Origin of the sequence: Flagellimonas sp. CMM7 (assembly GCF_021390195.1) — a bacterium.
Taxonomy (GTDB): domain Bacteria; phylum Bacteroidota; class Bacteroidia; order Flavobacteriales; family Flavobacteriaceae; genus Flagellimonas.
The window spans coordinates 3496207-3519124 of the sequence record NZ_CP090003.1 but is presented as its reverse complement, the minus strand read 5'-3'; the positions used below and the strand labels follow the sequence as shown (position 1 = coordinate 3519124).

Sequence of the window (22918 nt, the reverse complement as noted above, 5' to 3'; positions counted from 1 at the left end):
AGCGGTTTTTTTATATATAATTTTGAAGCCTAAAGCTTACCTCATAACTTTATCCGATGGATAAAAATTTACTAGGTTCTTTGTATGATCCAGAAGATTTCAAGAAAAGAGGTCACGAGCTTATCGATTTATTGACAAATCATATTCAAGATACTATATCAGGGACTAATCCAAAAACCATTCGTTGGAACGAGCCTGACCAAGAGCTTAGTTTCTGGGAGGACTTCCTTAAAAATGGGAAAGAGCAGGACTTTTTTGGAGAAATCTTAAATAGAACCACCCATATACATCATCCAAAATATTTGGGGCATCAGGTAGCTCCAACACTTCCTATCACCGCTTTAACTGGAATGCTTAGTTCTTTGCTCAATAATGGTATGGCGGTATATGAAATGGGCATGTCTTCCAATGCAATTGAACGTATTGTTACCGAAAAACTTTGCAAAAAAATTGGGTACAATCAACATTCAGATGGTTTTTTAACGTCTGGTGGTACTCTGGCCAATCTTACCGCCTTGCTTTCCGCTAGAAAAGCAAAAATTGAGCATGACGTATGGAATGATGGGTCTATTGAACCTCTAGGCATCATGGTTTGTGAAGAAGCACATTACTGTGTAGATAGGGCAGCTAAAATTATGGGATTGGGTGAAAAAGGAATTATAAAGGTTCCCTCCAATGAAAATTTTGCCATGGATGCCGACAAAATGGAAACCTGTTATCAAAAAGCCAAGTCAGAAGGAATTAATGTTTTTGCCATTGTTGGCAGTGCTCCTTCCACTGCCACTGGAGCTCATGATAACTTGGAAAATATAAAGGAGTTTGCGCAAAAGAACAATCTGTGGTTCCATGTTGATGGTGCCCATGGAGGTGCTGCAATATTTTCTAAAAAATATAGGGGATTGTTAAAAGGTATTGAAGAAGCAGACTCCGTGGTCATAGACGGCCACAAAATGTTATTGATGCCTACCATTACCACTGCCCTGCTATTCAAAGAAAAGAATCATTCCAGACATACTTTTAGTCTTAAAGCAGATTATCTTATGGATGCGCCAGAGGAAGATGAGTGGTTCAACAGTGGTAAAAGAACCTTTGAATGTACCAAAAACATGATGGCCATGCATTGGTACATCATACTAAAGATATATGGAGAAAAAGTGTTTGATGATTTTATAACCCGTCAGTACGATTTGGCAAAGGATTTTGCAAAAATGATTTCTGACAAACCCAATTTTGAATTGGCCACGCTACCAATGACCAATATTCTCTGCTTTAGATACATTGATGCAAATCTTTCTTTAGAAGAATTGAATTCACTCAACCAAACTATTAGACGAGAACTATTGGAAGATGGTGAATTTTACGTAGTCCAAACCAAATTAAATGGGAAGCATTATCTACGAACTACTTTAATGAACCCCTTTACTTCAATTGAAGATCTGCAATTGCTTTTAGAAAAAATTAAAAACAACGCACAAAAGTTATTGGCCAAAAAAACTAGCTAATAGATTCCAATATCTTTTCCTCACTTTTCTTTCTAGAGAAATTGATGGCACATTCAATTAATGCCAAATGTGAATATGCTTGAGGGAAATTCCCTAACAATCGTTTGGTCTTAAAATCAATATCCTCACTAAAGAGTCCCAAATGGTTGCTGTAACTGAGCAAACGTTCAAAATGTGCCAATGCTTTTTCTTCTTCTCCAATTTTGAAGAGACTATTGATAAACCAGAACGTACAAATTGTAAAAGATGATGACGGTAGTCCAAAATCATCTTCATTTTTGTATCGATAGAGCAATCCATCATTACTTAAATCCTCTTCAATTGCTTTTACCGTGCTTACAAACTTTGGGTCTTTAGCATGAATAAACCCATAGGATTCCATCAACAGCACAGAAGCATCTAAGTGACTAGATCCATAAGACTGAACAAATGCATTGATATCACTATTCCAAGCATTTTCATGTATATCTTCTTTCATTTCTTGTTCTAAAGCGGTCCATTTTTCAATTTTCCTTTCCTTCCCAAAAATCTTTGCCACCTTAATTGCTCTGTCCATGGCCACCCAGCACAATACCTTTGAAAAAGTGAAATGTCTGTCTTCTCCCCTAAATTCCCAAATACCTTTATCCGGTTCTCTCCAGTGTTTACTTACTATCCAAACAATCCCTTTGGTAATGCTCCAAAGTTCTTCCCCATTTTCAATGTCGTTGCTAAACTTCGCCAACTGTTCGTAAATAACATCCATTAAAATACCATAGATATCATTCTGCTTTTGTTTGTAGGCAGCATTTCCTATGCGAACTGGTTTGGATCCTTTGTATCCGTCAAGATGGCTTAAAGTTTTTTCAGTAAGGTTCTTTTCTTTGTTAATGCCATACATAATTTGGAGTTTTTCATCCTTATCTGGCATTAAATCAATAATGAATTGTAAATATCTCCTAGCGGAATTTTTGTGACCAAGTTCAGAAACCACTTTAATCACCATGGAAGCATCCCTAATCCAACAAAATCTGTAATCCCAATTTCGAACCTCCCCAATAGTTTCCGGTAATGATGTTGTCGCAGCAGCCAACACCGCTCCCGTTTTATCGTACGTAAGCATTTTCAAGGTTATGGCACTTCTAACAATCTCTTTGTTGAATTGCTTATAATTTGGGGTTCTGTCAACCCAGTCCAGCCAGTATATTTTGGTTCGTTCCAACTCTAGAGACATTTTCTCCGTAGTGGGCTTCAAAATCTTTTCATTATAGCAGATTAAAAAGTATCCATCTTCTTTGAGCGTTATTTCATCCCCGCTCAAGACTTTACTTTTGTCAAAAGATGTATAGAGAAAAAGGGTGTCAAATTTTTTCTTGCTAGTAAGACTTACTATAAAATTGGTCTTAGCATGGTTTGTGGTCTGCCCTTGAGCATACTCCAACTTAGGGTCGTAATGCACGTTAAATTTAGGAGCTCCAGAAATATGTTTTACATACCGTACAATCTCAGGTGGAGCATTGTATTTTCCAGTGAGCTTGTAATACCTGGGCATAAAATCATGAACCTCAAAAATGTTTTCCCCATCAGAATATCTAGTAACTAATATAGCAGTATTTCTATGGTATTCTTGATGTATTTCGTAGTTATACTTGGCATTGATCTTAAAACTTCCGCCATTTTTATCATCTAATAGTTTTGCAAAGACCGAGGTAGAATCAAACTGAGGCAAACAGCACCAGTCCAAAGAACCGGTATTGGAAATTAGAGCGGCACTTCTACAGTTTCCAATTATTCCGTAATTTAGGTTATCCATAGTAAGGATTTGTATTTCTGTTGGTTATTGTAGGTATTTACTTATAATAAATCGAAAAAATAGGAATTTTATTACATTTTTGTCCTAAAATCACTTTTCATGAGTAAAACTATAATTATTTCCAATAGGCTGCCAGTACAATTGCAAATAAGTGACGGCGGCCTAACCGCTATTCCCAGTGTTGGTGGGTTAGCCACAGGAATGAAATCTGTGCATAGTGGAGGGGAAAGTCTTTGGGTTGGCTGGTCCGGGCTTACGGATGAAGAGACACCCGCAGCACTTGAAGGTGAAATAGACAAGGCTTTGAAAAAACATGGCTGTGCTAAGGTAAATCTTACCGAAAAAGATATTGAAGGGTTTTACTTTGGGTTTAGTAACAGAACCGTATGGCCCTTATTCCATTACTTTTTGGAATATTCCGAATTTGAACTGGAATTTTGGGATTCTTACAAAGCGGTAAACCAAAAATTTGCAAATGCCATTATTGAAAAATCCAATGAAGAGGATACTATTTGGGTGCATGACTATCAATTAATGCTGGTCCCACAAATGGTCAAGGAAAAAAGGCCCAACACCTCAATAGGTTTCTTTTTACATATACCTTTTCCATCATACGAGATTTTTAGAACGCTGCCTTGGAGAGAGGAGATTTTGGAAGGCCTACTAGGTTCCGACCTCATCGGTTTTCACACTTATGATTACGAACGACATTTTTTAAGTTCAGTAAGAAGGTTATTGGGATTAGAAGTCAGTTTTAATGACATTCATTTAGACAATCGCGTTATTAAAGTTGATTCCTTCCCTATGGGAATTGATTATAAAAAATTTAAGGACGCTGCCATTTCCCACGGAAAGAATACAAAAGAAAAACGTTCAGATTTTCAACAAAAGCTCGATAGTCATAAAGCCTCAGCTCCAGATACTAAACTAATTCTGTCCATTGATCGGTTGGATTATAGTAAGGGCATTGCAAAAAGAATTAACGCCTTTGAGTACTTTTTGAACAAGTATCCTGAATACAAAGAAAAAGTACGTTTGATTATCCTGGCGGTTCCTTCGCGATCCAACGTTCCCCAATATCAATTGCTCAAAAAAGAGATTGATGAATTGGTTGGAAGAATAAATGGGGAACTATCAACAGTTAACTGGACTCCTATTTGGTATTTTTATCGTTCTTTACCTTTTGAAAACCTAATAGATCTTTATGCTTCCAGTGACATTGCGTGGCTGACCCCGTTGCGTGACGGTATGAATTTGGTAGCCAAAGAATACGTTGCTACACGTATAGATAAAACAGGTGTATTGATCTTAAGTGAAATGGCCGGTTCTGCTTATGAAATGAACGAAGCGCTTTTGATTAACCCTAACAATTTTGAGCAACAGGCAGATACATTGAAGAGTGCTATAAACATGCCGAAAGAAGAGCAAATAGCGCGCAACATGTTTCTTCAAAATAGGTTAGAACGCTATAACGTTGAAGTATGGGCAAATGAATTTATGAATTCTCTTAAACAGAAAAGAGAAGTGATCGATACTTTTGTTTCCCAAAAAATCTCGGAAAACATTCTCGGAAAGATTGATAGCCAATATTCCAAAGCAAAAAAAAGACTCTTATTCTTAGATTATGATGGGACCTTGGTAGGGTTTCATAAAGACCCTCAAAAAGCTTCCCCGGATGAGGAATTATATACTCTTTTGGATAAGTTGCATAATCAAAAAGATACAACACTGTTCCTGATCAGTGGGAGAGACAAGCAAACTTTTACCCAATGGTTTGTGCCTAAAAAGTATAATATGATCGTGGAACATGGAGTATGGATTTCCAGAGGTGGTGAAGAATTTAAACTGCTAGAAAAGGTTAAGGGTGACTGGATGGAAAAAATAAGACCTGTCTTAGAGTCGTTCGTTGACAGAACGCCAGGTTCTTTTATTGAAGAAAAGAATTATTCCATGGCTTGGCATTATCGCAATACAGATCCGGATTTTGGAACAAAAAGAGCAACTGAGTTAAATACAGTTTTAACCAGTTTAATTGGCAACGACGACATTAGTGTGCTCAATGGCAACAAGGTAATGGAAGTAAAAAGTAGTAATGTCAATAAAGGAAGGGCTTCAGTACGCATTTTAGGAGAGGACAATTATGATTTTGTCTTTGCCATAGGTGATGACTGGACAGATGAATTTATGTTCCAGGAACTTCCAGATTCAGCAGTTACTATCAAAGTTGGGCTAAAAAAGACGCAGGCCAAATATCATGTTGAAAACACTAAACGAGTAAGAGAACTATTAAAAAGATTTGTAGAATAATGACAAACAGGTTACTAATTAGCTGCCTAACCCTCATTTGTACAACCATAAAAGGCCAGGTAAACACAGATGTCTATCTTTTTGATTTAAAAATAGTCAACGAAAATCCCGTATTATCAAATCCAAAGAATATATCAAACAATGAAGGGTATGATAATCAACCTTCATTTTTAAATGATAACACGGTTTTGTTTTCTGCAAACCGTGAAGACCAAACAGATATTTTGAGGTTTAATATACTGGAAGGAAGCACTACATCCTGGATATCCAACACTCCTACCGGAAGTGAATATTCTCCATTAAAAATTCCTGGTAAAAAAGCTGTCTCTGCTATTCGTTTGGACTTAGATGGATTGCAAAGATTGTATGAGTATGATATCAACACAGGAGATTCAAAACTCATTCTTGAGGATTTAAAAGTTGGCTACCACTTATGGTATAATGACCATACTTTAGTTACTACTGTATTAGTAGAAAACCGTATGGACCTTGTTGTGATAAATCTAGAGGATAATACCAATTATACCTTCCAAAAAAATGTGGGACGTAGCTTATGGAAAATCCCTAACTCCGATTTAATAAGCTACATCAGCAAAGAGAACAACGCTTGGGAAATTAAATCTCTAAATCCAATTTCTGGGGCAACCAAGAAAATAACCAATACCTTTAAAGAATCTGAAGACATCTGCTGGTTAAATGATACTACGATTGTTGCTGGTGCTGGAAAATCCCTTATTAAATTCGATACTGAATCTGGAATAGAATGGGAACTTATAGCAAATTTTGAACAAGAAGAAATAAACAACATTACCCGTATTGCCATAAATAAAGCAGGAAATCGTTTGGCTTTTGTAGCTGAAGAATCTCCTGCTAATATCGTCCAAAAACAACTTGATGCTTACAATGCAAGAGACATAGAGGCCTTCATGGATACATACTCAAAAAATATAAAACTTTACGAATACCCTGACACTCTATTCATGGAAGGGCAGGAAAAAATGAAGGAAAGTTACGGTTCCTATTTTGAAAACACTCCGGATCTTCATTGCGAATTAAAAAGTCGGATAATAATAGGAAATAGAGTTATTGATGAAGAATATATCACTGCTAATGGTGTAAATTTTAGAGCAGTAGCTATATATGAAGTGGAAAATGGAAGGATTATCAAAGCTACCTTCTTACAATAATCCTTTACACCAGTTTTTCAATCATTTCTTTTTTGATTTTTCAAGATTCTTATTAGTTGTTTTTGTTACTTTCATAGGATTAATTTTAAAGAGGTAAAACCATAAAAAGATGAAAAATATATTTCTTGTCAGTTTGCTCCTAGTGGCAAGTGCGGCTCAAAGTCAAAACCAAACCGAATTTGATAAATCTTTTGTCTCCATAGGCGTCATTGTTTCAGATTTAGATGCAGCTTTAGACTTTTATACTAATGTCATTGGCATGAAAGAAACCGGAGGCTTTAATGTAAATGAGGAATTTGCCCTAAAAACGGGTCTTACAGGTGGTATTCCTTTTGATGTAAAAGTCCTAAAACTCCGAGACGACCCAAATGCCACAGAATACAAGTTAATGTCCTTTGGAAACAAAAAGAATACATCTGAAACACATATCCAAGAACGAAATGGAATGAGATACATTACGCTATTTTATAAATCCACGGATGATGTACTCAATCGTTTAAAAGCAAATAACATAAAATTGTTAGGAGAAACACCTATTACATTGGCAAATGGCAAAAGTTTCATCCTAGTTCAAGATCCAGATGGAACTTTTATTGAGCTTATTGGTAATTAAAATTTAAAAATGAGGAAACTTTATACATTTGCAACAGTATTATTTAGTATTTCAACTTTTTGGGCCCAAACGGATACTCGTTTGTATGATATTATTAATGCAGTCTCCGCTGAACGCATTGAAAAAGATGTTACCGCCTTGGTTAACTTCGGAACCCGTCATACTTTGAGCGATACAGTTTCACAAACAAAAGGCATAGGAGCAGCAAGACGTTGGATAAAATCCGAATTTGAGAAGACTTCTGCAGATTGCAATAATTGTTTGAATGTTTTTTATCAAAAAGATTTGGTAAAAAAAGGAGACGGCCAACGTATTGTAAAAGATGTATGGGTAGTTAATGTCGTTGCCGTTCAAAGGGGAACAAAATATCCAAACCGCTTTATTATTATGAGCGGAGATATTGATTCCAGGGTGAGCGACCCGAACAATTTTACTTCCGAATCTCCTGGGGCCAATGATAATGCAAGCGGTATGGCTGGAACCATTGAGGCCGCTAGGGTATTATCCAAATATAAGTTTGAAAGCAGTATCATTTATGTAGGGCTATCTGGTGAAGAACAAGGTCTTTTTGGTGGGAAAGGATTAGCTGCTTATGCCAAAGAACAAGGTTGGGATATTGTTGGAATCATCAACAATGATATGATAGGGAACATAACCGGAATTGATGGTGTGATCAGTAACAGGGATTTTAGAATTTTTTCAGAACCTGTGCCTCCAACAGAGACCGAGGATGAAAGAAGAGCACGACGGTTTTATGGTGGTGAAGTGGATGGAATCTCCCGTCAATTGGCAAGGTATATCCATAAAACTACAAAGACCTACATGCCAGAAATGAATCCAATGATGATTTATCGTCTAGATAGATTTGGAAGAGGGGGTCATCATAGGCCTTTTAATGATGCTGGTTTTGCAGGTGTTAGAATTATGGAAGCCCATGAAAACTACACCCAACAACATCAAGATATTAGAGTAGAAGGTGGAATCGCTTACGGAGATGTACTAGAGCACGTAAACTTTGAATATGCTAAAAAATTGACTGCGGTAAATGCTATTAATTTGGCTTCAATCGCTTGGGCTCCCCCTGCTCCTTCTATAGTGGAGATTGGCGGGATTGTAGAGCCTTCAGCTAAGTTAAAATGGAACAAAATTGATGGAGCTGTAGGGTATAAAATTTATTGGAGAGATACTACCTCTCCTACCTGGGACAACCACAAATACGTTGGAGATGTTACGGAACATACCTTAAAAGGTATTGTCATTGATAATTTCTTCTTTGGGGTAGCAGCCATTGGTAAGGATGGCCATGAAAGTTTGGTTGTGTTTCCAAACAAAATTTTTAGATAGAATAATTACATCTCTACACAAATGAAAAAAAATACACTACTTATTCTGCTTGTTTTAGCCATGTCTTTCAATATAAATGGCCAAAACTTTACTAGGCAAGATACCTTAAGAGGGAGTATTACTCCAGAACGTGCTTGGTGGGACTTGAATTATTATAATTTAAACATTAAGGTGCAACCAGAAAATGAATCCATTGCAGGTTACAACATCATTAGGTATAAAGTTTTAGAGGAATCTGATGTCATTCAAATCGATTTGCAAAAACCTTTAAAAATAGACGCGGTATCGCAAGACAATCAAGATCTCGATTATACTTCTTATGGTTCAGCACATTTCATTCATTTGAAGAAAAAACAGGTGCCTGGGGAGTTTAACGAACTATATGTTCAATATTCTGGAAAACCAAGAAAGGCAAAAAGAGCGCCATGGGACGGTGGGTTTTCCTGGGAAAAAGATGAAAATGGTAATCCTTTTGTAGCAACATCTTGTCAAGGATTGGGTGCTAGTGTATGGTGGCCGAATAAGGACCATATGTATGATGAAGTCGATAGTATGCGCATTGCCATTGATGTTCCAAAGGATTTAGTAGCAGTGTCCAACGGTAGGTTAAGAGAAGAATACCTCTATGATTTTGGTGGTTATAAATTGTACGATTGGTTTGTATCCAACCCCATAAATAATTACGGTGTAAATATAAACATAGGTGATTACGTTCAATTTGGCGAAACATATGAGGGGGAAAAGGGCACATTGGATTTGGACTATTATGTACTGCGCGATAATTTGGATAAGGCCAAAGAGCAGTTTAAACAAACTCCAATGATGCTAAAGGCCTTTGAGCATTGGTTTGGCCCCTACCCTTTTTATGAAGATAGCTTCAAGTTAGTGGAAGTACCATATTTAGGGATGGAACATCAGAGTTCAGTTACCTACGGGAATAAATATCAAAATGGATATCTAGGCAGGGATTTGTCAGGAAGCGGCTGGGGACTTAAGTTCGATTTCATCATTATTCATGAAGCCGGCCATGAATGGTTTGCCAACAACATCACATACAAAGATGTCGCAGACATGTGGATTCACGAAGGGTTTACCGCTTATTCCGAAAATTTGTACTTAGACTACCATTATGGAACCAAAGCAGCTTCCGAATACGTCATTGGAACTCGTGCAAACATTAAAAATGATATTCCCATAATTGGAACTTACAACGTTAATAAAAAAGGCTCTGGAGATATGTACTATAAAGGGGCTAACATGTTGCATACTCTAAGACAGCTCATCGAAGATGATGAACTTTGGAGACAAATCCTAAGAGGATTGAACGCCGAGTTCTATCACCAAACGGTAACCACAGAACAGATTGAACACTATATCAGTGAAAAAACAAAAAAGGACTTATCTGCTTTCTTCAACCAATATTTAAGAACCACCATGATTCCAAAATTGGAATATAAGCTGGAAGGAAAGTCCATTACGCATCGTTATGTGGATGTTGTAGAAGATTTTGATATGCCTATCAGAGTTTTTACTAATGGCAAAGAACAGTGGTTATTTCCTAGCAAAGAATGGAAAACTGAAACATTGCAGAGCAGTGAACTGGTTTTTGACGACAACTTTTACATCCTGCATCAGAAAATTTAAATTCAACCGCAAGTTATTATGAAAATATACTTTCCACAATGGCAGGGCGCTGGATTGGGTAAGGATATAGAATCTGGGGCTTTTGCTGTGTTGGAGTATTTGAAAAATCCAAATTTTGTTCAAATTCCACTATCCAATATTTCGGCAGGGGAAAATGGATTGCAAAAATTCAACATAAACAATTACGACGCCATTTACGAACAACTACAACGATTTAAACAATTTCTAACTTCGGAAAAACCCAACACTACTGCTACTATTGGTGGAGATTGTGGCCTTGAGATTGTACCGGTATCCTACTTAAATGCTCAATATCCAAATTTGGGTGTTATATGGTTTGATGCACATGCAGACATCAATAAACCATGCGATTCTTCAAGTTGCAATTTTCATGGTATGCCACTCAGAACATTACTTGGAGAAGGAGAACCCAATATGGACGATTTGCTGTTTAGCACCATAAATAGTTCCCAAATCCATTATGTTGGATTGCGAGATATTGATAACGCTGAAAAAACTAGATTGGAGAGAGGTGGTATTTATCACCCAAAAAAACTGAATATTCCAGAGCTAGTTTCAACCTTGCAATCCAAAAACATAGAGCATCTCTATTTACATTTTGATTTTGATTGCCTAGAACCTTCGAATTATGATAAAACCTACTACAGAGTTCCTGATGGCTTATTGATAAAAGATGCAGAGGAATGCATCTATGAGTTAAAAAGTAGCTTTAATGTAGTTGGAACAAGTGTTTTGGAGTCTATCACTGCAAATGTTGAAGAACTGAGACCTATTGAGGGAATTATAAACGTATTGATGAAATGAAGACACTTTTAACTTGCTGCATCGCATTGCTTCTTTTGCTAAGTTGTAAAGAACAAACTCCGAAACCTCTCAAGAATGAAGTTTTGATACTTGGCACCATTCATAGTGGGCATTTAACAGATAGTGTTTATAACCTTCCGTATTTAAGGAAGCTAGTAAAAGAAATCAATCCCGATTTTATCTTGGCAGAAATTCCGCCAGATAGATTTCAAGCCGCTGTTGATGGGTTTAAAAGGGACGATAGTATATCCGAACCAAGAGTAATGCGTTTTCCAGAGTATGTGGATGTCATTTTTCCTTTAACAAAGGAAATGGATTTTGAAATTATCCCAACTGCTGGCTGGACGAAACCAATGGCGGATGAAAGAAGTGCAAAACTTCTTGCCATAAGCCAAGATTCTACGAGAACGGAGGATTGGGCTGCCTATACTGAGGCCAATGAGCGCTCAGATTCGGTTTATAAAGCGACTGGAAAAGTAAATAACCCCCATTTTATACATACGGACACTTACGATAGTATTCAAGATATTTCATTGCAGGTCTATAACAAGCTTTTTAATGTAGAATTGGGTCTTGGCGGCTGGGACAACATCAATATTGCGCATTACTGGAATATTGAAAAAGCATTGGAAAAACATCGCTATTCTGGTAAACGCTTTTTAATCACCTATGGTGCCGGACACAAGAGTTGGTTTATACGGGAATTGAGAAAAAGAGATGATATTGACCTTATAGAAATGGAACCTTTTTTAAAGGCCATTGAAGAAGAATAATCAAAACATAAGTGTAGAACTTTTAATACCTTAAAACAAGTGCTTATGAAGGTAAAGGTAGCGCTCATACAAGAAAGTCCTGTTTTCTTTAACAAGCAGAAAACCTTTGAAAAACTAGCTGATTTAACTAAAAAACATGCTGCTGAAGGTTGTGATTTAATTGTCTTTCCAGAGTCTTTTGTCCCTGGTTATCCTAGAGGCTTTACTTTTGGAGCAACCGTAGGGAGTCGTTCCATGGAAGGCAAAGAATTATATGCCAAATATTATGAAAATAGTGTTTGTTTGGAAGGAGATGATCTTGAATTTCTAGAGAGGCTCTCCAAATCGCAAAATGTATATCTGGTAATTGGAATAACGGAAAGATTAAAAGTCAACGGAAGTCTATATTGTTCCATGGCCTACATTTCACCCACCTCGGGCTTGTTGGGTGTACATAGAAAAATTAAACCTACTGGAACGGAACGCATTGTTTGGGCAGAAGCTTCAGGAGAGTCCTTGGTAAGTTTTGATACCAAAATTGGGAAAATGGGCGGTCTTATCTGTTGGGAAAATTATATGCCCATGGCAAGAATGGCCATGTATCAGCAAGGAGTGGAAATCTATATTGCCCCAACAGCTGATTCTAGAGACGAATGGACAGCAACCATGCAGCACATTGCTTTAGAGGGTAGATGTTTTGTATTGGGTTGCAATCAATTCTACACCAAATCTATGTATCCCACTGAATACCAGCATTTGGTAGAAAACGAAAAGGAAGACATATGTCCGGGTGGGAGCATTGTCGTGTCCCCTTTAGGAAAAATTATAGCTGGACCTCTCTTTGGTGAAGCAGGTGCACTGGTGACAGAACTAGATCTTAAAGATGTAACCGTGAGTAAATTAGATTTTGATGTTATTGGCCATTATGCAAGAAATGATATCTTTAATCTGAACGTGACTGGTCAACCGGATATGACAATAGAAAAGGAGTAATCATGAAGGCATTGGTTTATGAAACTTTTCAAGGGGATTTAGAACTTAAAGATGTTCAGGATCCGACTCCATTAGATCATAGTGTTGTTTTAAAAACAGCTGCAACCGGGGTTTGCCGTAGTGATTGGCATGGGTGGATGGGCCACGACCCAGATATTGTTTTACCACATGTTCCAGGTCATGAATTGTCAGGCAGCATTGCCGCTCTTGGTAAAGATGTAAAAAACTTCAACATTGGTGATAGAGTAACCGTTCCCTTTGTATGTGGCTGTGGCTCTTGTGAGCAATGCAATTCTGGTAATCATCAAGTTTGTGACCATCAATCACAGCCAGGTTTTACGCATTGGGGTTCTTTTTCCGAATATGTCCGTATAGATCAAGCAGATACCAATTTGGTGAAACTTCCTGAAGAAATAGATGATATTACCGCTGCTTCTCTAGGCTGTCGTTTCATAACCGCATATAGGGCTGTTGTGGCTCAAGGGAAAATAACTGAAGGGCAATCCATCGCAATTCATGGCTGTGGCGGCGTAGGACTTTCTGCAATCATGATAGCTAAAGCGTTTGGTGCACAGGTTATTGCAATAGACATCAACAAGGATACCTTAAAACTGGCCAGAGATTTGGGTGCTTCAAAAGTTATAAATGCTTCTGAATCTTCAGGTGTTATTGAAGAAGTAGTGTCACTCACAAATGGCGGCGTTCATGTATCTTTAGATGCCTTGGGCAGTTCTATCACTTGTCAAAATTCAATAGGGAATCTTAGAAAAAGAGGGAAACACATTCAGGTTGGGTTAATGACGGGGAATCATCAATATCCAAAAATACCCATGGATAAAGTTCTTGCCAACGAACTCGAAATTATTGGCAGCCACGGAATGCAAGCACATAAATACCCTGAAATGATGGCACTCATCAAAGAAGGAAAATTGATGCCTCAAAAATTGGTGGAACAAACCATTCACTTATCAGAAGCGGGTAAAGTTTTGAGAGAGATGAATCAGTTTACCAATAAGGGAATGACCATCATCAATACTTTTAATTAGTGTATGAAAGATGCAATAGAGATATACTTTAAAAATGATGAGGAATGGCGGATTTGGTTACATGCCAACCATCAAATTTCAGGCGGTATTCATGTAATCATGTACAAGATTGAACATGAGATGCCAAGCATGCGTTGGGAAGAAGCAGTAAGAGTAGCGCTCTGTTTCGGTTGGATAGATAGTACCGTCAAAAGTTTAGGTGATGGTAAACGCAGACAGTATTTCTGCCCAAGAAAGCCCAAAAGTGTCTGGAGTAGGGTAAACAAAAATCATTTGAAAGAATTAATAGCCGCTGATTTAATGCATGAAAGCGGACATAAAGTTATTGAAGTCGCTAAAAAAAATGGTTCTTGGACCGCTTTGGATGACGTTGAAAATGAAATAGTTCCTGAGGATTTAAAAGCTTCTTTTGATAAAAACCCTGAAGCTTTTAAAAACTATCAAAATTTCACCCGTGGACAACGCAAGAGCTATCTGTACTGGTTAAATCAGGCCAAACGGGAAGAAACCCGACAAAAAAGAATAGCGGAAATCATAACACTTTCAGCCAATAACATTAAAACCAGAAACCCTGGAAGCAGATGAAAAGTATCATGAAATCAGGGAGCCGAACTTTTTAAACAAAACGAAATTCACTAAATATGAGAACTACTTTTCTTATTCTTTTATTCCTAACGTTCGTACCCATTAGGGCACAATTATTATTGGTTCCTGACCAAGTTTTTGACGGGGAGGCATTGCATTCAAATTGGGTAGTATTGGTAAATGAAAATCGAATTACTTTTGCTGGCCCTATCTCGAGTTTAAAAAATTCCAACTCATATAAAAAAAGGGAACTTAAGGGTATGACCCTAATGCCAGGAATCATAGAAGGACACTCCCATCTATTGTTACATCCTTACAATGAAACCGAATGGAACGATCAAGTATTAAAGGAATCTCCTGTAGAAAGAGCAATTAGAGGCGTAGTACATGCTAAAAAATCTTTGATGGCAGGGGTTACTACCATGCGAGATTTAGGAGCTGAAGGCGCTGGTTATACAGACGTCTATTTAAAAAAGACTATTGATGATGGTATAATTCCTGGACCACGATTGTTAGTAGCAGGTCCTGCCATTGTAGCCACAGGAGCCTATGGTCCAAAAGGATTTCATGATGGGGTTACTGTTCCATTGGGTGCAGAGCCCGTGAGTGGTAAGGCAGATGCTATTAAAGAAGTTCGGACGCAATTGGGAAAGGGTGCAAACTTCATAAAAATATATGCAGATTATCGCTGGGGTAAAGATGAGCCCTCTCAGCCTACCTTTTTACAGGAAGAAATAGATGCAATGGTAGCTACCGCCACAAGTGCAGGACGCTATGTTGTTGCCCATGCCGGCACACCAGAAGGGATGCGACGTGCCATATTAGGAGGTGTAGAAACTATTGAACATGGTGATGGAGGCACTATGGAAATCTTTAAAATGATGAAAGAAAAAGGAATTGGACTATGCCCTACTCTGGCAGCTGGTGATGCTATAGAACGCTACAAAGGCTGGAAAAAAGGAAAAGAACCAGATACTGAGCGAATCATTAAAAAGAAGAAGTCATTTAAACTCGCATTGGAATCTGGAGTGGACATTGTTTTTGGGGGTGATGTAGGGGTCTATTCCCACGGAGAAAATTATCGGGAACTGGAATTGATGGTTGAATATGGCATGCAACCCTTAAAAGTGCTGCAATCTGCTACTTCTGTTAACGCCCGTATCTTTCATTTGAATGAATTGGGGCGCATACAAAAGAATTTCCTTGCAGACATCATTGCTGTGGAAGGCGACCCTAGTAAAGACATTAAAAAAATGCGTAAGGTTACTTATGTAATGAAAGATGGGGTGGTTTATAAAGAGTAATTCTGACATATTCGCAGCAATTACTTCCCTTATTTTTTCAAAAAAATCATTTTATATCAATTCTGTAAGCCATTTATATATTTTTTGACCAAGCCATAATCCATTAACAACTCCTTAAGAAATCCACTTGGGGTTTTTGGTATCTTTAGGCGACTAATTGATCCTAAAATGAAACACCTTTACACCCTATTGATGCTACTGGCATCCATCCCTTTTTTTGCGCAACAATTTTCCATGGATTTGGTCCAGGACATGAAACCCCGTAACATTGGCCCAGCCGGTATGAGCGGGCGTGTCACTGCTATTGATGTTGTGACTTCCAACCCAGATATCATGTATGTGGGCACCGCTTCTGGTGGTTTATGGAAGTCTACTTCTGGCGGCATCAAATGGGACCCCATTTTTGACAAGGAAGTTACCGCTTCCATTGGCGCTGTTGCCATCCAGCAATCCAATCCATCCGTAATTTGGGTAGGAACTGGAGAGGGAAATCCTAGAAACAGTCTTAACGGTGGCTATGGCATCTATAAATCTCTTGATGGGGGAAAAACATGGAAATCCATGGGCCTTGAAAAAACGAGGCATATTCATAGGGTAATTATTGATCCCACCAATCCAGATGTAGTGTATGCTGGAGCCATTGGTTCCCCATGGGGAATTCACCCTGAGCGCGGAGTTTACAAAACCTCTGATGGCGGAAAAACATGGGAGAAAGTCCTTTTTATCAATAACAAAACTGGCGCCGCAGATTTGGTCATGGACCCTTCCAACCCAAATAAGTTAATTGCTGCCATGTGGGAACATAAACGCGACCCTTGGTTTTTCAAGTCTGGAGGAGATGGAAGTGGATTGCATATTACACATGATGGTGGTTCAACTTGGAAAAAAATTACCGATGAAGAGGGTTTTCCGAAGGGCGAATTGGGAAGAATAGGAATTGCCATTGCCAAAAACAAGCCCAATATTATCTATGCCCTTGTTGAAGCAAAGAAAAATGCACTGTACAAATCCATGGATGGTGGATTTAAATGGGAAAAAGTCAATGACAAAAACGATATTGGAAATAGACCTTTTTACTATTCTGACATCCATGTAGACCCAGAAAACGAGAATAGAGTTTATTCTGTGTTCACCTACGTGAATGTTTCTGAGGATGCGGGAAAAAACTTTAAACAATTGATGCCTGCTTACCAAGTGGATAATGGGGTACACCCTGATCACCATGCATGGTGGATTCATCCAGACAATGGACAATTTATGATTGATGGCAATGATGGAGGAATGAACATTACCAAGGATGGTGGAAAAACATGGCGTTTTATTGGCAACTTACCTGTTGCTCAATTTTATCATATTAACGTTGACAATGAATATCCCTACAATGTTTATGGTGGAATGCAAGACAATGGCTCTTGGAGAGGACCGGCATATGTATGGCGTGCGCAAGGCATACGCAACAGTTACTGGCAAGAAATTGCCTTTGGTGATGGTTTTGATGTTGTTCCAGATTTAGATGACAACCAATTTGGCTATGCCATGAGTCAACAAGGTTTTGTTTCGCGATACGATTGGAAAACAGGTAATAACTACATTGTGCGCCCAACACCGCCAGATGCAACAACCAAGCTTCGGTTTAACTGGAATGCGGGAATTGGACAAGATCCTTTTAATAACAGTACTGTCTATTTTGGAAGTCAGTTTGTACATAAATCAACCAATAAAGGATTGACTTGGGAAGTTATTTCACCAGATCTAACTACCAACGATAAGGAAAAACAAAAACAGAGCGAAAGCGGTGGCCTTACCATGGATGCTACAGGAGCTGAAAACCATTGTACTATTTTGGTCATTGAACCATCTGCTGTAGAAAAGGATATGCTTTGGATAGGCACAGATGATGGTCGTGTCCATTACACACAAAACGGAGGAGCAAGTTGGACAGAGGTAACATCTAACATTAAAGGACTTCCGGTAGGAAGCTGGATCCCTCAAATTAAAGCTTCAAGAAAGAACAAAGGAGAAGCGCTATTGATCGCAAACGATTATAGAAGGTTTAATTATACTCCATATGCCTATCGAACCAAAGATTATGGAAAAACATGGACCCGAATTGTAGATAAAAACGATGTGGAAAGTTATACACTTTCCATTGTTGAGGATACTGAAAACCCTAATCTACTATTTTTAGGAACGGATGATGGTTTGTATGTATCATTCAATGCGGGGAGTTCATGGCAAAAATGGACTGAAGGTTTCCCTACGGTATCAACCAAAGACTTAGCCATTCAACCAAGAGAGCATGATTTGGTTATTGGCACATTTGGGCGCGCTGCTTGGGTCCTTGATGACATTCGTCCGCTAAGGGCACTTGCCAATAATCCAAATGTGCTTCAGAAAGAAATAAGCTTATTTAAAAGTCCAGACGCTTATCATGCCGCTTATCAACAAGCTACAGGAAGTCGTTTTGGCGGTGATGCACTTTATAATGGTGAAAATAGAAAGGCTGGAGCTATGATTACGTATTATCTGAAAGAAGGTAACAAGGTAGCTAAGAACGAAGAAAAAAAGGATGACAAAGAAGATGCTCCTGAAAAAGAAGATAACAAGAAGAAAAAAACAAAGGATTCTATTTTCTTCAAGTTTTATGATGGCGACCGATTGATTCGCACCCTTAAACATAAAACACCCAAGAAAGCTGGTTTCCACAGAATCTATTGGAACCTTGATGAAAAAGGTCCGGATACACCCGCAAGAAAAATCAGTAAAAGTAAAACGGAAGAAGGTGGCATTAATGTAAAGCCTGGTACTTATAAAGTAAAAGTACATTATGGTGAACTCGCAGATTCTACTTCGGTTACTGTAAAAACAGACCCAAGGCTTCAAACTTCATTAGCTTCAATAAATGAGGTTTATGAAATGGGTAAAAAAGTACAGGATTATACGCAAACTGCCGCTGATGCCGTAAAGCAACTAGTAAAAAGTAAAGACTTGGCCAATAAGTTTCAGAAAGAAATGAAGGAATTGGACAAGGAAAAATATAAGGATCAAATAAAGGAATCCACAAACATTGTTAAGCAAATTGATTCAATAGTGGCTTTGTATTTAGGTAAGGAAGATAAAAGGCAAGGGATTACTCGTAATCCTGAGATTAATGTGATGCAACGCTTGAACACAGCTGATTTTTATACCCAAACAAGGAAATCTGGAGTTACAGAAACGGAGAAAAACCTCATCAAATTTGCGAAAGAAGAATTAAAATCAGCCTTGGGAAAAACCAATAGTTTCTTTAACGAAAAGTGGAAACCCTACCGCGAATCTATTGAAGCGCTGGATTTATCCCCTTTTAAAGAAACAGAAACTTTTAGCATAGATTAAAATAAGTTGTTGTCCTCTCGAGCGCAGTCGAGAGGTTCTTAACCATAAATTCAAATTGGGTCTCGACTGCGCTCGACCTGACAATTGTTCATCATATGAAGAGATTATTTTTGCTTTTCACTTTGTTTTCTTTTTTCTTGAGTAACGCCCAACTAGCAGGCGAAGATGAGTTGGGTGCGTGGTATATGTATTTTGGGACCAATAAGATTGCAGAACGTTTCAGTATTCATACTGAAGCCCAATTTCGATTTTATGAAACCACAGGTAATTTTAATCAGCTATTGTTACGAACAGGTTTAAACTACCATATCAATCCCAGTGCAATAGCCACTGGCGGGTATGGATATATATCAACAGATAACACTTTTTTAGAGTTCCCAGGTGAACGAAACATCAAAGAACATAGAATCTTTGAGCAGTTTATTCTTAAAAACAAGGTTTGGGAATTACTTTTTGAGCACCGATACCGATTAGAGCAGCGTTTTTTGGATTTTGGCACTAGAAATGAAACACAGCATAGAGCCCGTTATCGTATCCAGGTGACACTACCGCTTACAGATACCTTCTTCTTAAATTTTTATGATGAGTTGTTTATCAATTTGCAAAATGACCTTTTTGGGCAAAATCGTCTTTATGGAGCTTTAGGAATTCATATCACAGAAAACAGTAGTGTTCAATTTGGATATTTACGAAACCAGTTCAGTAATGCTGTTTTTGACCGCTTGCAGATAGGATTCTTCTATAATCCCGACTTAAGAGGTGTGTTTAAAAAGAAAAAGACTTCCTCTAACTAAGAAAAGTAACATGGCCCTCCAAAAAGTAACATTTAAAAATACCGAAGGACAAACGCTGGTTGGGCGTTTAGAACTTCCTGTTGACAGACATCCACACAATTATGCAGTGTTTGCACATTGCTTCACATGTAATAAAAATCTGTTGGCCGTTAAGAATATAGGAAAGGCATTAACTTCTCATGGTTTTGGCGTTTTACGTTTTGACTTTACAGGTCTTGGAGAGAGCGAAGGTGATTTTGCGGACACTAATTTTTCAGGTAATGTTGAAGATTTAGTCGCAGCTGCAAAATATCTTGAAGAAAACTACGAAGCCCCCACCCTAATCATTGGACATTCATTAGGTGGCGCGGCTTCCATATTTGCTGCCAGCGAGATTTCGTCCATAAAAGCTGTTGCAACAGTTGGTGCGCCTTCAAATCCGGTACATGTAAAACATTTATTGAAGAGTGGCGTTGAAGAGATTCAATCCACAGGAAAGGCAGTAATCAATTTAAGTGGCAGGGACTTTACCATCAAAAAGCAATTTTTAGATGATTTAGAGACCAAATCATTGCCGGAGACAGCAAAAGCACTTCGCAAACCACTTTTAGTTTTACATTCTCCGCAAGACGACACTGTTGGAATTAAGAATGCTGAAGAAATTTATGTTGCAGCGCATCACCCCAAAAGTTTTGTTTCTCTGGATGGGGCCGATCATTTATTATCCAGGAAAGAAGACTCCATTTACGTAGGTGAGGTAATTTCGGGATGGGCCAAGCGTTATTTGGATGTTTCAGAAAAAATAGATTCCAAATTAAGAACCAAACATCAAGTTGCAGCAAGTTTAGCTGGTGATGATGGATTCACTACCCAAATGAAAGTCGGTAATCATTATATGATTGCAGATGAGCCCACTTCTTTTGGGGGTAATGACTTTGGACCTTCCCCATATGAGCTCGTCTCTGCTGGTCTTTCTGCATGTACTGTGATGACGATTCAAATGTATGCCAGAAGAAAAGGATGGCCGGTTGACAATGTTGAAGTACATACGTCTTACAGCAAATCACATGCAGAAGATTGTGCAAATTGTGAAAGTGATCAGGCAAAGATTGACACTTTTCATCGTGAAATTAAATTAACTGGAAATCTAGATAACAAACAAAAAGCCAGAATAATGCAGATTGCTGATAAATGTCCCGTGCACAAAACGCTTCATAGCGAGACGCAGGTAATCACTGTTCTTGTACCTTAGTCAATTAAAGACGCATATGCAGAATATCAAAATAATCCAATTCAAGTTCTATAGCGGATTTATGGATTTTACGTAAAGATTTTACGTAATTATATTGATCAATTGCCCCTCTAAATTTATCTCTTTTAAGACGATGATAACCTCTACAGAAAGATCTTCTCTTTTTGCAATACCTTAGAAATTCAATATAATTTGAAGGTTGATGAACCAACATATACTATTTTTTAGATGCCCTTTTATGGTTTTAGGTTGTTATGAGGATAACGTTTTAAAAAAAAGAATAGTATTTTAAACTGCATAACACATTGATTTAAAACCTTATGTATCTCTAAATCAAATTCATTTATAATACGGATTTACATATTACAAACGAACAAAACTATTGACACCTCCTTAAATAATCTGTACCTTAGACAAAACCTAAAAATATTTACGATGAAAAAAATTGTTGCGCTTCCTTTGGCACTAATACTAATTACTGCTTTTAGTTGTAAGCAAGCTAAAAAAGAGGTAGAGGCTACTTCTGAGGAAGTTGTGGAAGAAGTGGTGGAAGAGGTAGTAGAAGTGAAGTCAATCAAATTTTCAATGGAACCAAAAAGTGATAGCAGTGTTAGTGGAGAAGTGACCTTTACGGAAGAGAATGGAACTGTAGTAATGAAAGCAACGCTGTCTGGCCTTACAGAAGGTGAACATGCGATTCATATTCATGAAAAAGCGGATTGTTCATCTGCTGATGGAAAATCCACAGGTGGACACTGGAACCCAACGTTTAAACCTCATGCCAAATGGGGAGCTGCTGATGGTTATCATAAAGGTGACATTGGTAATTTTGTGGCTAATGCTGAGGGTAATGCCACAGTTGATTTTGCTACCAAAGAATGGTGTATTGGCTGTGATGATGAAACCAAAAACATAGTTGGCAAAGCTGTTATTGTTCACCAAGGAGTAGATGATTTCACCTCCCAACCTAGTGGTGCAGCTGGTGCTCGTGTCGCTTGTACAGGAATTATTCAATAACAAATAGTACAAGAGCTGCGTTAAAAGCAGCTCTTTTTAAAATAATTTAATCCCTGTTTCAAAATGGACATAACAAAAGAATATTCCAATGGAGAGGTTTCCGTAATCTGGAAACCAAAACTTTGTGAACATGCGGGGATTTGTGTGAAGATGCTCCCCAATGTTTATAACCCTAAAGAAAAACCGTGGATAAAGGCTGAAAATGCAACTACCGCAGAGTTGAAAAATCAAATTGCCCAATGCCCCTCAGGAGCTTTAAGTTACCGCTAACCTAATTCTTAAGCAATGAACTCTGAATACTTACTTATTGACAATGTTGAAGCAAAGGAATTTCAATTTAGAATAGGGGAATCCATTGCGAAGATTGAGTATATAAAGGCCAAAGAAAAGATTTATCTCACCCATACCGAAGTACCTAGGGACTATGAAGGCAAAGGTGTTGGCTCCGAACTTATTAAACAGGCTTTGGAAAACATTAAAGCACATGACTTAACACTAGTTCCTTTGTGCCCCTTTGTAGCCATGTATATTAAAAGACACCCGGAGTGGAAAACTTTGGTACTAAAGGGTATCAACATAGCTTAAACCGATAATTTTCTTTTTTCTT

Annotated in this window: 19 protein-coding genes; 18 read left to right on the top strand and 1 reads right to left on the bottom strand. The window is 38.0% G+C overall.

The genetic code is table 11. The features are described 5' to 3' along the window. Positions 1–56: 56 nt before the first annotated feature. Positions 57–1502 (top strand): aminotransferase class I/II-fold pyridoxal phosphate-dependent enzyme, encoded by a 1446-nt coding sequence (locus tag LV704_RS15800; protein ID WP_163422790.1) that lies wholly within the window; start codon positions 57–59, stop codon positions 1500–1502. Here LV704_RS15800 and LV704_RS15795 read toward each other — a convergent pair. Then, on the bottom strand, positions 1495–3294 hold the full coding sequence (locus LV704_RS15795; RefSeq protein WP_163422791.1) for a glycoside hydrolase family 15 protein: 1800 nt from the start codon (positions 3292–3294) through the stop codon (positions 1495–1497). The genes LV704_RS15800 and LV704_RS15795 overlap by 8 nt on opposite strands. A gap of 99 nt (positions 3295–3393) precedes the next feature. Between LV704_RS15795 and LV704_RS15790 the strand changes: the two genes are divergently transcribed. From LV704_RS15790 to LV704_RS15710, 17 genes are all read left to right on the top strand, one after another. Next, positions 3394–5601: a bifunctional alpha,alpha-trehalose-phosphate synthase (UDP-forming)/trehalose-phosphatase gene (locus LV704_RS15790; RefSeq protein WP_163422792.1), complete on the top strand. Its 2208-nt coding sequence runs from the start codon at positions 3394–3396 to the stop codon at positions 5599–5601. Next, on the top strand, positions 5601–6788 hold the full coding sequence (locus LV704_RS15785) for a nuclear transport factor 2 family protein (RefSeq protein WP_163422793.1): 1188 nt from the start codon (positions 5601–5603) through the stop codon (positions 6786–6788). Before LV704_RS15790 ends, LV704_RS15785 begins: the two co-directional genes overlap by 1 nt. Before the next feature lie 109 nt (positions 6789–6897). Further along, entirely contained in the window at positions 6898–7401 is a 504-nt protein-coding gene (locus LV704_RS15780) for a VOC family protein (protein WP_163422794.1), read from the top strand. 9 nt (positions 7402–7410) lie between these two features. Continuing rightward, the gene (locus tag LV704_RS15775; RefSeq protein WP_163422795.1) at positions 7411–8745 is read left to right on the top strand and encodes a M28 family peptidase; all 1335 of its coding nucleotides are present in this window, start codon (positions 7411–7413) and stop codon (positions 8743–8745) included. A gap of 21 nt (positions 8746–8766) precedes the next feature. After that, complete coding sequence (locus LV704_RS15770) at positions 8767–10389, top strand: M1 family metallopeptidase (RefSeq protein ID WP_163422796.1); 1623 nt, start codon at positions 8767–8769, stop codon at positions 10387–10389. 18 nt (positions 10390–10407) lie between these two features. Then, positions 10408–11214: an arginase family protein gene (locus LV704_RS15765; RefSeq protein WP_163422797.1), complete on the top strand. Its 807-nt coding sequence runs from the start codon at positions 10408–10410 to the stop codon at positions 11212–11214. Then, entirely contained in the window at positions 11211–11987 is a 777-nt protein-coding gene (locus LV704_RS15760; protein ID WP_163422798.1) for a hypothetical protein, read from the top strand. Before LV704_RS15765 ends, LV704_RS15760 begins: the two co-directional genes overlap by 4 nt. A 45-nt stretch (positions 11988–12032) precedes the next feature. Continuing rightward, the gene (locus LV704_RS15755) at positions 12033–12959 is read left to right on the top strand and encodes a carbon-nitrogen hydrolase family protein (protein ID WP_163422799.1); all 927 of its coding nucleotides are present in this window, start codon (positions 12033–12035) and stop codon (positions 12957–12959) included. 2 nt (positions 12960–12961) lie between these two features. Continuing rightward, entirely contained in the window at positions 12962–14005 is a 1044-nt protein-coding gene (locus LV704_RS15750; protein WP_163422800.1) for a zinc-dependent alcohol dehydrogenase family protein, read from the top strand. Positions 14006–14008: 3 nt separating this feature from the next. After that, entirely contained in the window at positions 14009–14590 is a 582-nt protein-coding gene (locus LV704_RS15745; RefSeq protein ID WP_163422801.1) for a YdeI family protein, read from the top strand. A gap of 56 nt (positions 14591–14646) precedes the next feature. Next, a complete protein-coding gene (locus tag LV704_RS15740) occupies positions 14647–15894 on the top strand; it encodes an amidohydrolase family protein (protein ID WP_163422802.1) in 1248 nt (415 codons plus the stop codon). Between the two features lie 168 nt (positions 15895–16062). Further along, positions 16063–19269 (top strand): hypothetical protein, encoded by a 3207-nt coding sequence (locus tag LV704_RS15735; protein WP_163422803.1) that lies wholly within the window; start codon positions 16063–16065, stop codon positions 19267–19269. A 95-nt stretch (positions 19270–19364) separates the two neighbouring features. After that, entirely contained in the window at positions 19365–20063 is a 699-nt protein-coding gene (locus LV704_RS15730; protein ID WP_163422804.1) for a DUF2490 domain-containing protein, read from the top strand. A 10-nt stretch (positions 20064–20073) separates the two neighbouring features. Then, positions 20074–21294, top strand: coding sequence for a bifunctional alpha/beta hydrolase/OsmC family protein (locus LV704_RS15725; RefSeq protein ID WP_163422805.1), 1221 nt, complete (start codon positions 20074–20076; stop codon positions 21292–21294). Positions 21295–21729: 435 nt separating this feature from the next. After that, positions 21730–22311, top strand: a complete 582-nt coding sequence (locus LV704_RS15720; protein WP_163422806.1) for a superoxide dismutase family protein — start codon at positions 21730–21732, stop codon at positions 22309–22311. A gap of 63 nt (positions 22312–22374) precedes the next feature. Further along, the gene (locus tag LV704_RS15715; RefSeq protein WP_163422807.1) at positions 22375–22581 is read left to right on the top strand and encodes a (4Fe-4S)-binding protein; all 207 of its coding nucleotides are present in this window, start codon (positions 22375–22377) and stop codon (positions 22579–22581) included. 15 nt (positions 22582–22596) lie between these two features. Further along, entirely contained in the window at positions 22597–22896 is a 300-nt protein-coding gene (locus tag LV704_RS15710; protein WP_163422808.1) for a GNAT family N-acetyltransferase, read from the top strand. Positions 22897–22918 lie beyond the last annotated feature (22 nt).

Coding starts and splice junctions, on each gene's coding strand:
- LV704_RS15800 (WP_163422790.1), top strand. CDS start 57: ATGGATAAAAATTTACTAGGTTCTTTGTATGATCCAGAAGATTTCAAG.
- LV704_RS15795 (WP_163422791.1), bottom strand. CDS start 3,294: ATGGATAACCTAAATTACGGAATAATTGGAAACTGTAGAAGTGCCGCT.
- LV704_RS15790 (WP_163422792.1), top strand. CDS start 3,394: ATGAGTAAAACTATAATTATTTCCAATAGGCTGCCAGTACAATTGCAA.
- LV704_RS15785 (WP_163422793.1), top strand. CDS start 5,601: ATGACAAACAGGTTACTAATTAGCTGCCTAACCCTCATTTGTACAACC.
- LV704_RS15780 (WP_163422794.1), top strand. CDS start 6,898: ATGAAAAATATATTTCTTGTCAGTTTGCTCCTAGTGGCAAGTGCGGCT.
- LV704_RS15775 (WP_163422795.1), top strand. CDS start 7,411: ATGAGGAAACTTTATACATTTGCAACAGTATTATTTAGTATTTCAACT.
- LV704_RS15770 (WP_163422796.1), top strand. CDS start 8,767: ATGAAAAAAAATACACTACTTATTCTGCTTGTTTTAGCCATGTCTTTC.
- LV704_RS15765 (WP_163422797.1), top strand. CDS start 10,408: ATGAAAATATACTTTCCACAATGGCAGGGCGCTGGATTGGGTAAGGAT.
- LV704_RS15760 (WP_163422798.1), top strand. CDS start 11,211: ATGAAGACACTTTTAACTTGCTGCATCGCATTGCTTCTTTTGCTAAGT.
- LV704_RS15755 (WP_163422799.1), top strand. CDS start 12,033: ATGAAGGTAAAGGTAGCGCTCATACAAGAAAGTCCTGTTTTCTTTAAC.
- LV704_RS15750 (WP_163422800.1), top strand. CDS start 12,962: ATGAAGGCATTGGTTTATGAAACTTTTCAAGGGGATTTAGAACTTAAA.
- LV704_RS15745 (WP_163422801.1), top strand. CDS start 14,009: ATGAAAGATGCAATAGAGATATACTTTAAAAATGATGAGGAATGGCGG.
- LV704_RS15740 (WP_163422802.1), top strand. CDS start 14,647: ATGAGAACTACTTTTCTTATTCTTTTATTCCTAACGTTCGTACCCATT.
- LV704_RS15735 (WP_163422803.1), top strand. CDS start 16,063: ATGAAACACCTTTACACCCTATTGATGCTACTGGCATCCATCCCTTTT.
- LV704_RS15730 (WP_163422804.1), top strand. CDS start 19,365: ATGAAGAGATTATTTTTGCTTTTCACTTTGTTTTCTTTTTTCTTGAGT.
- LV704_RS15725 (WP_163422805.1), top strand. CDS start 20,074: ATGGCCCTCCAAAAAGTAACATTTAAAAATACCGAAGGACAAACGCTG.
- LV704_RS15720 (WP_163422806.1), top strand. CDS start 21,730: ATGAAAAAAATTGTTGCGCTTCCTTTGGCACTAATACTAATTACTGCT.
- LV704_RS15715 (WP_163422807.1), top strand. CDS start 22,375: ATGGACATAACAAAAGAATATTCCAATGGAGAGGTTTCCGTAATCTGG.
- LV704_RS15710 (WP_163422808.1), top strand. CDS start 22,597: ATGAACTCTGAATACTTACTTATTGACAATGTTGAAGCAAAGGAATTT.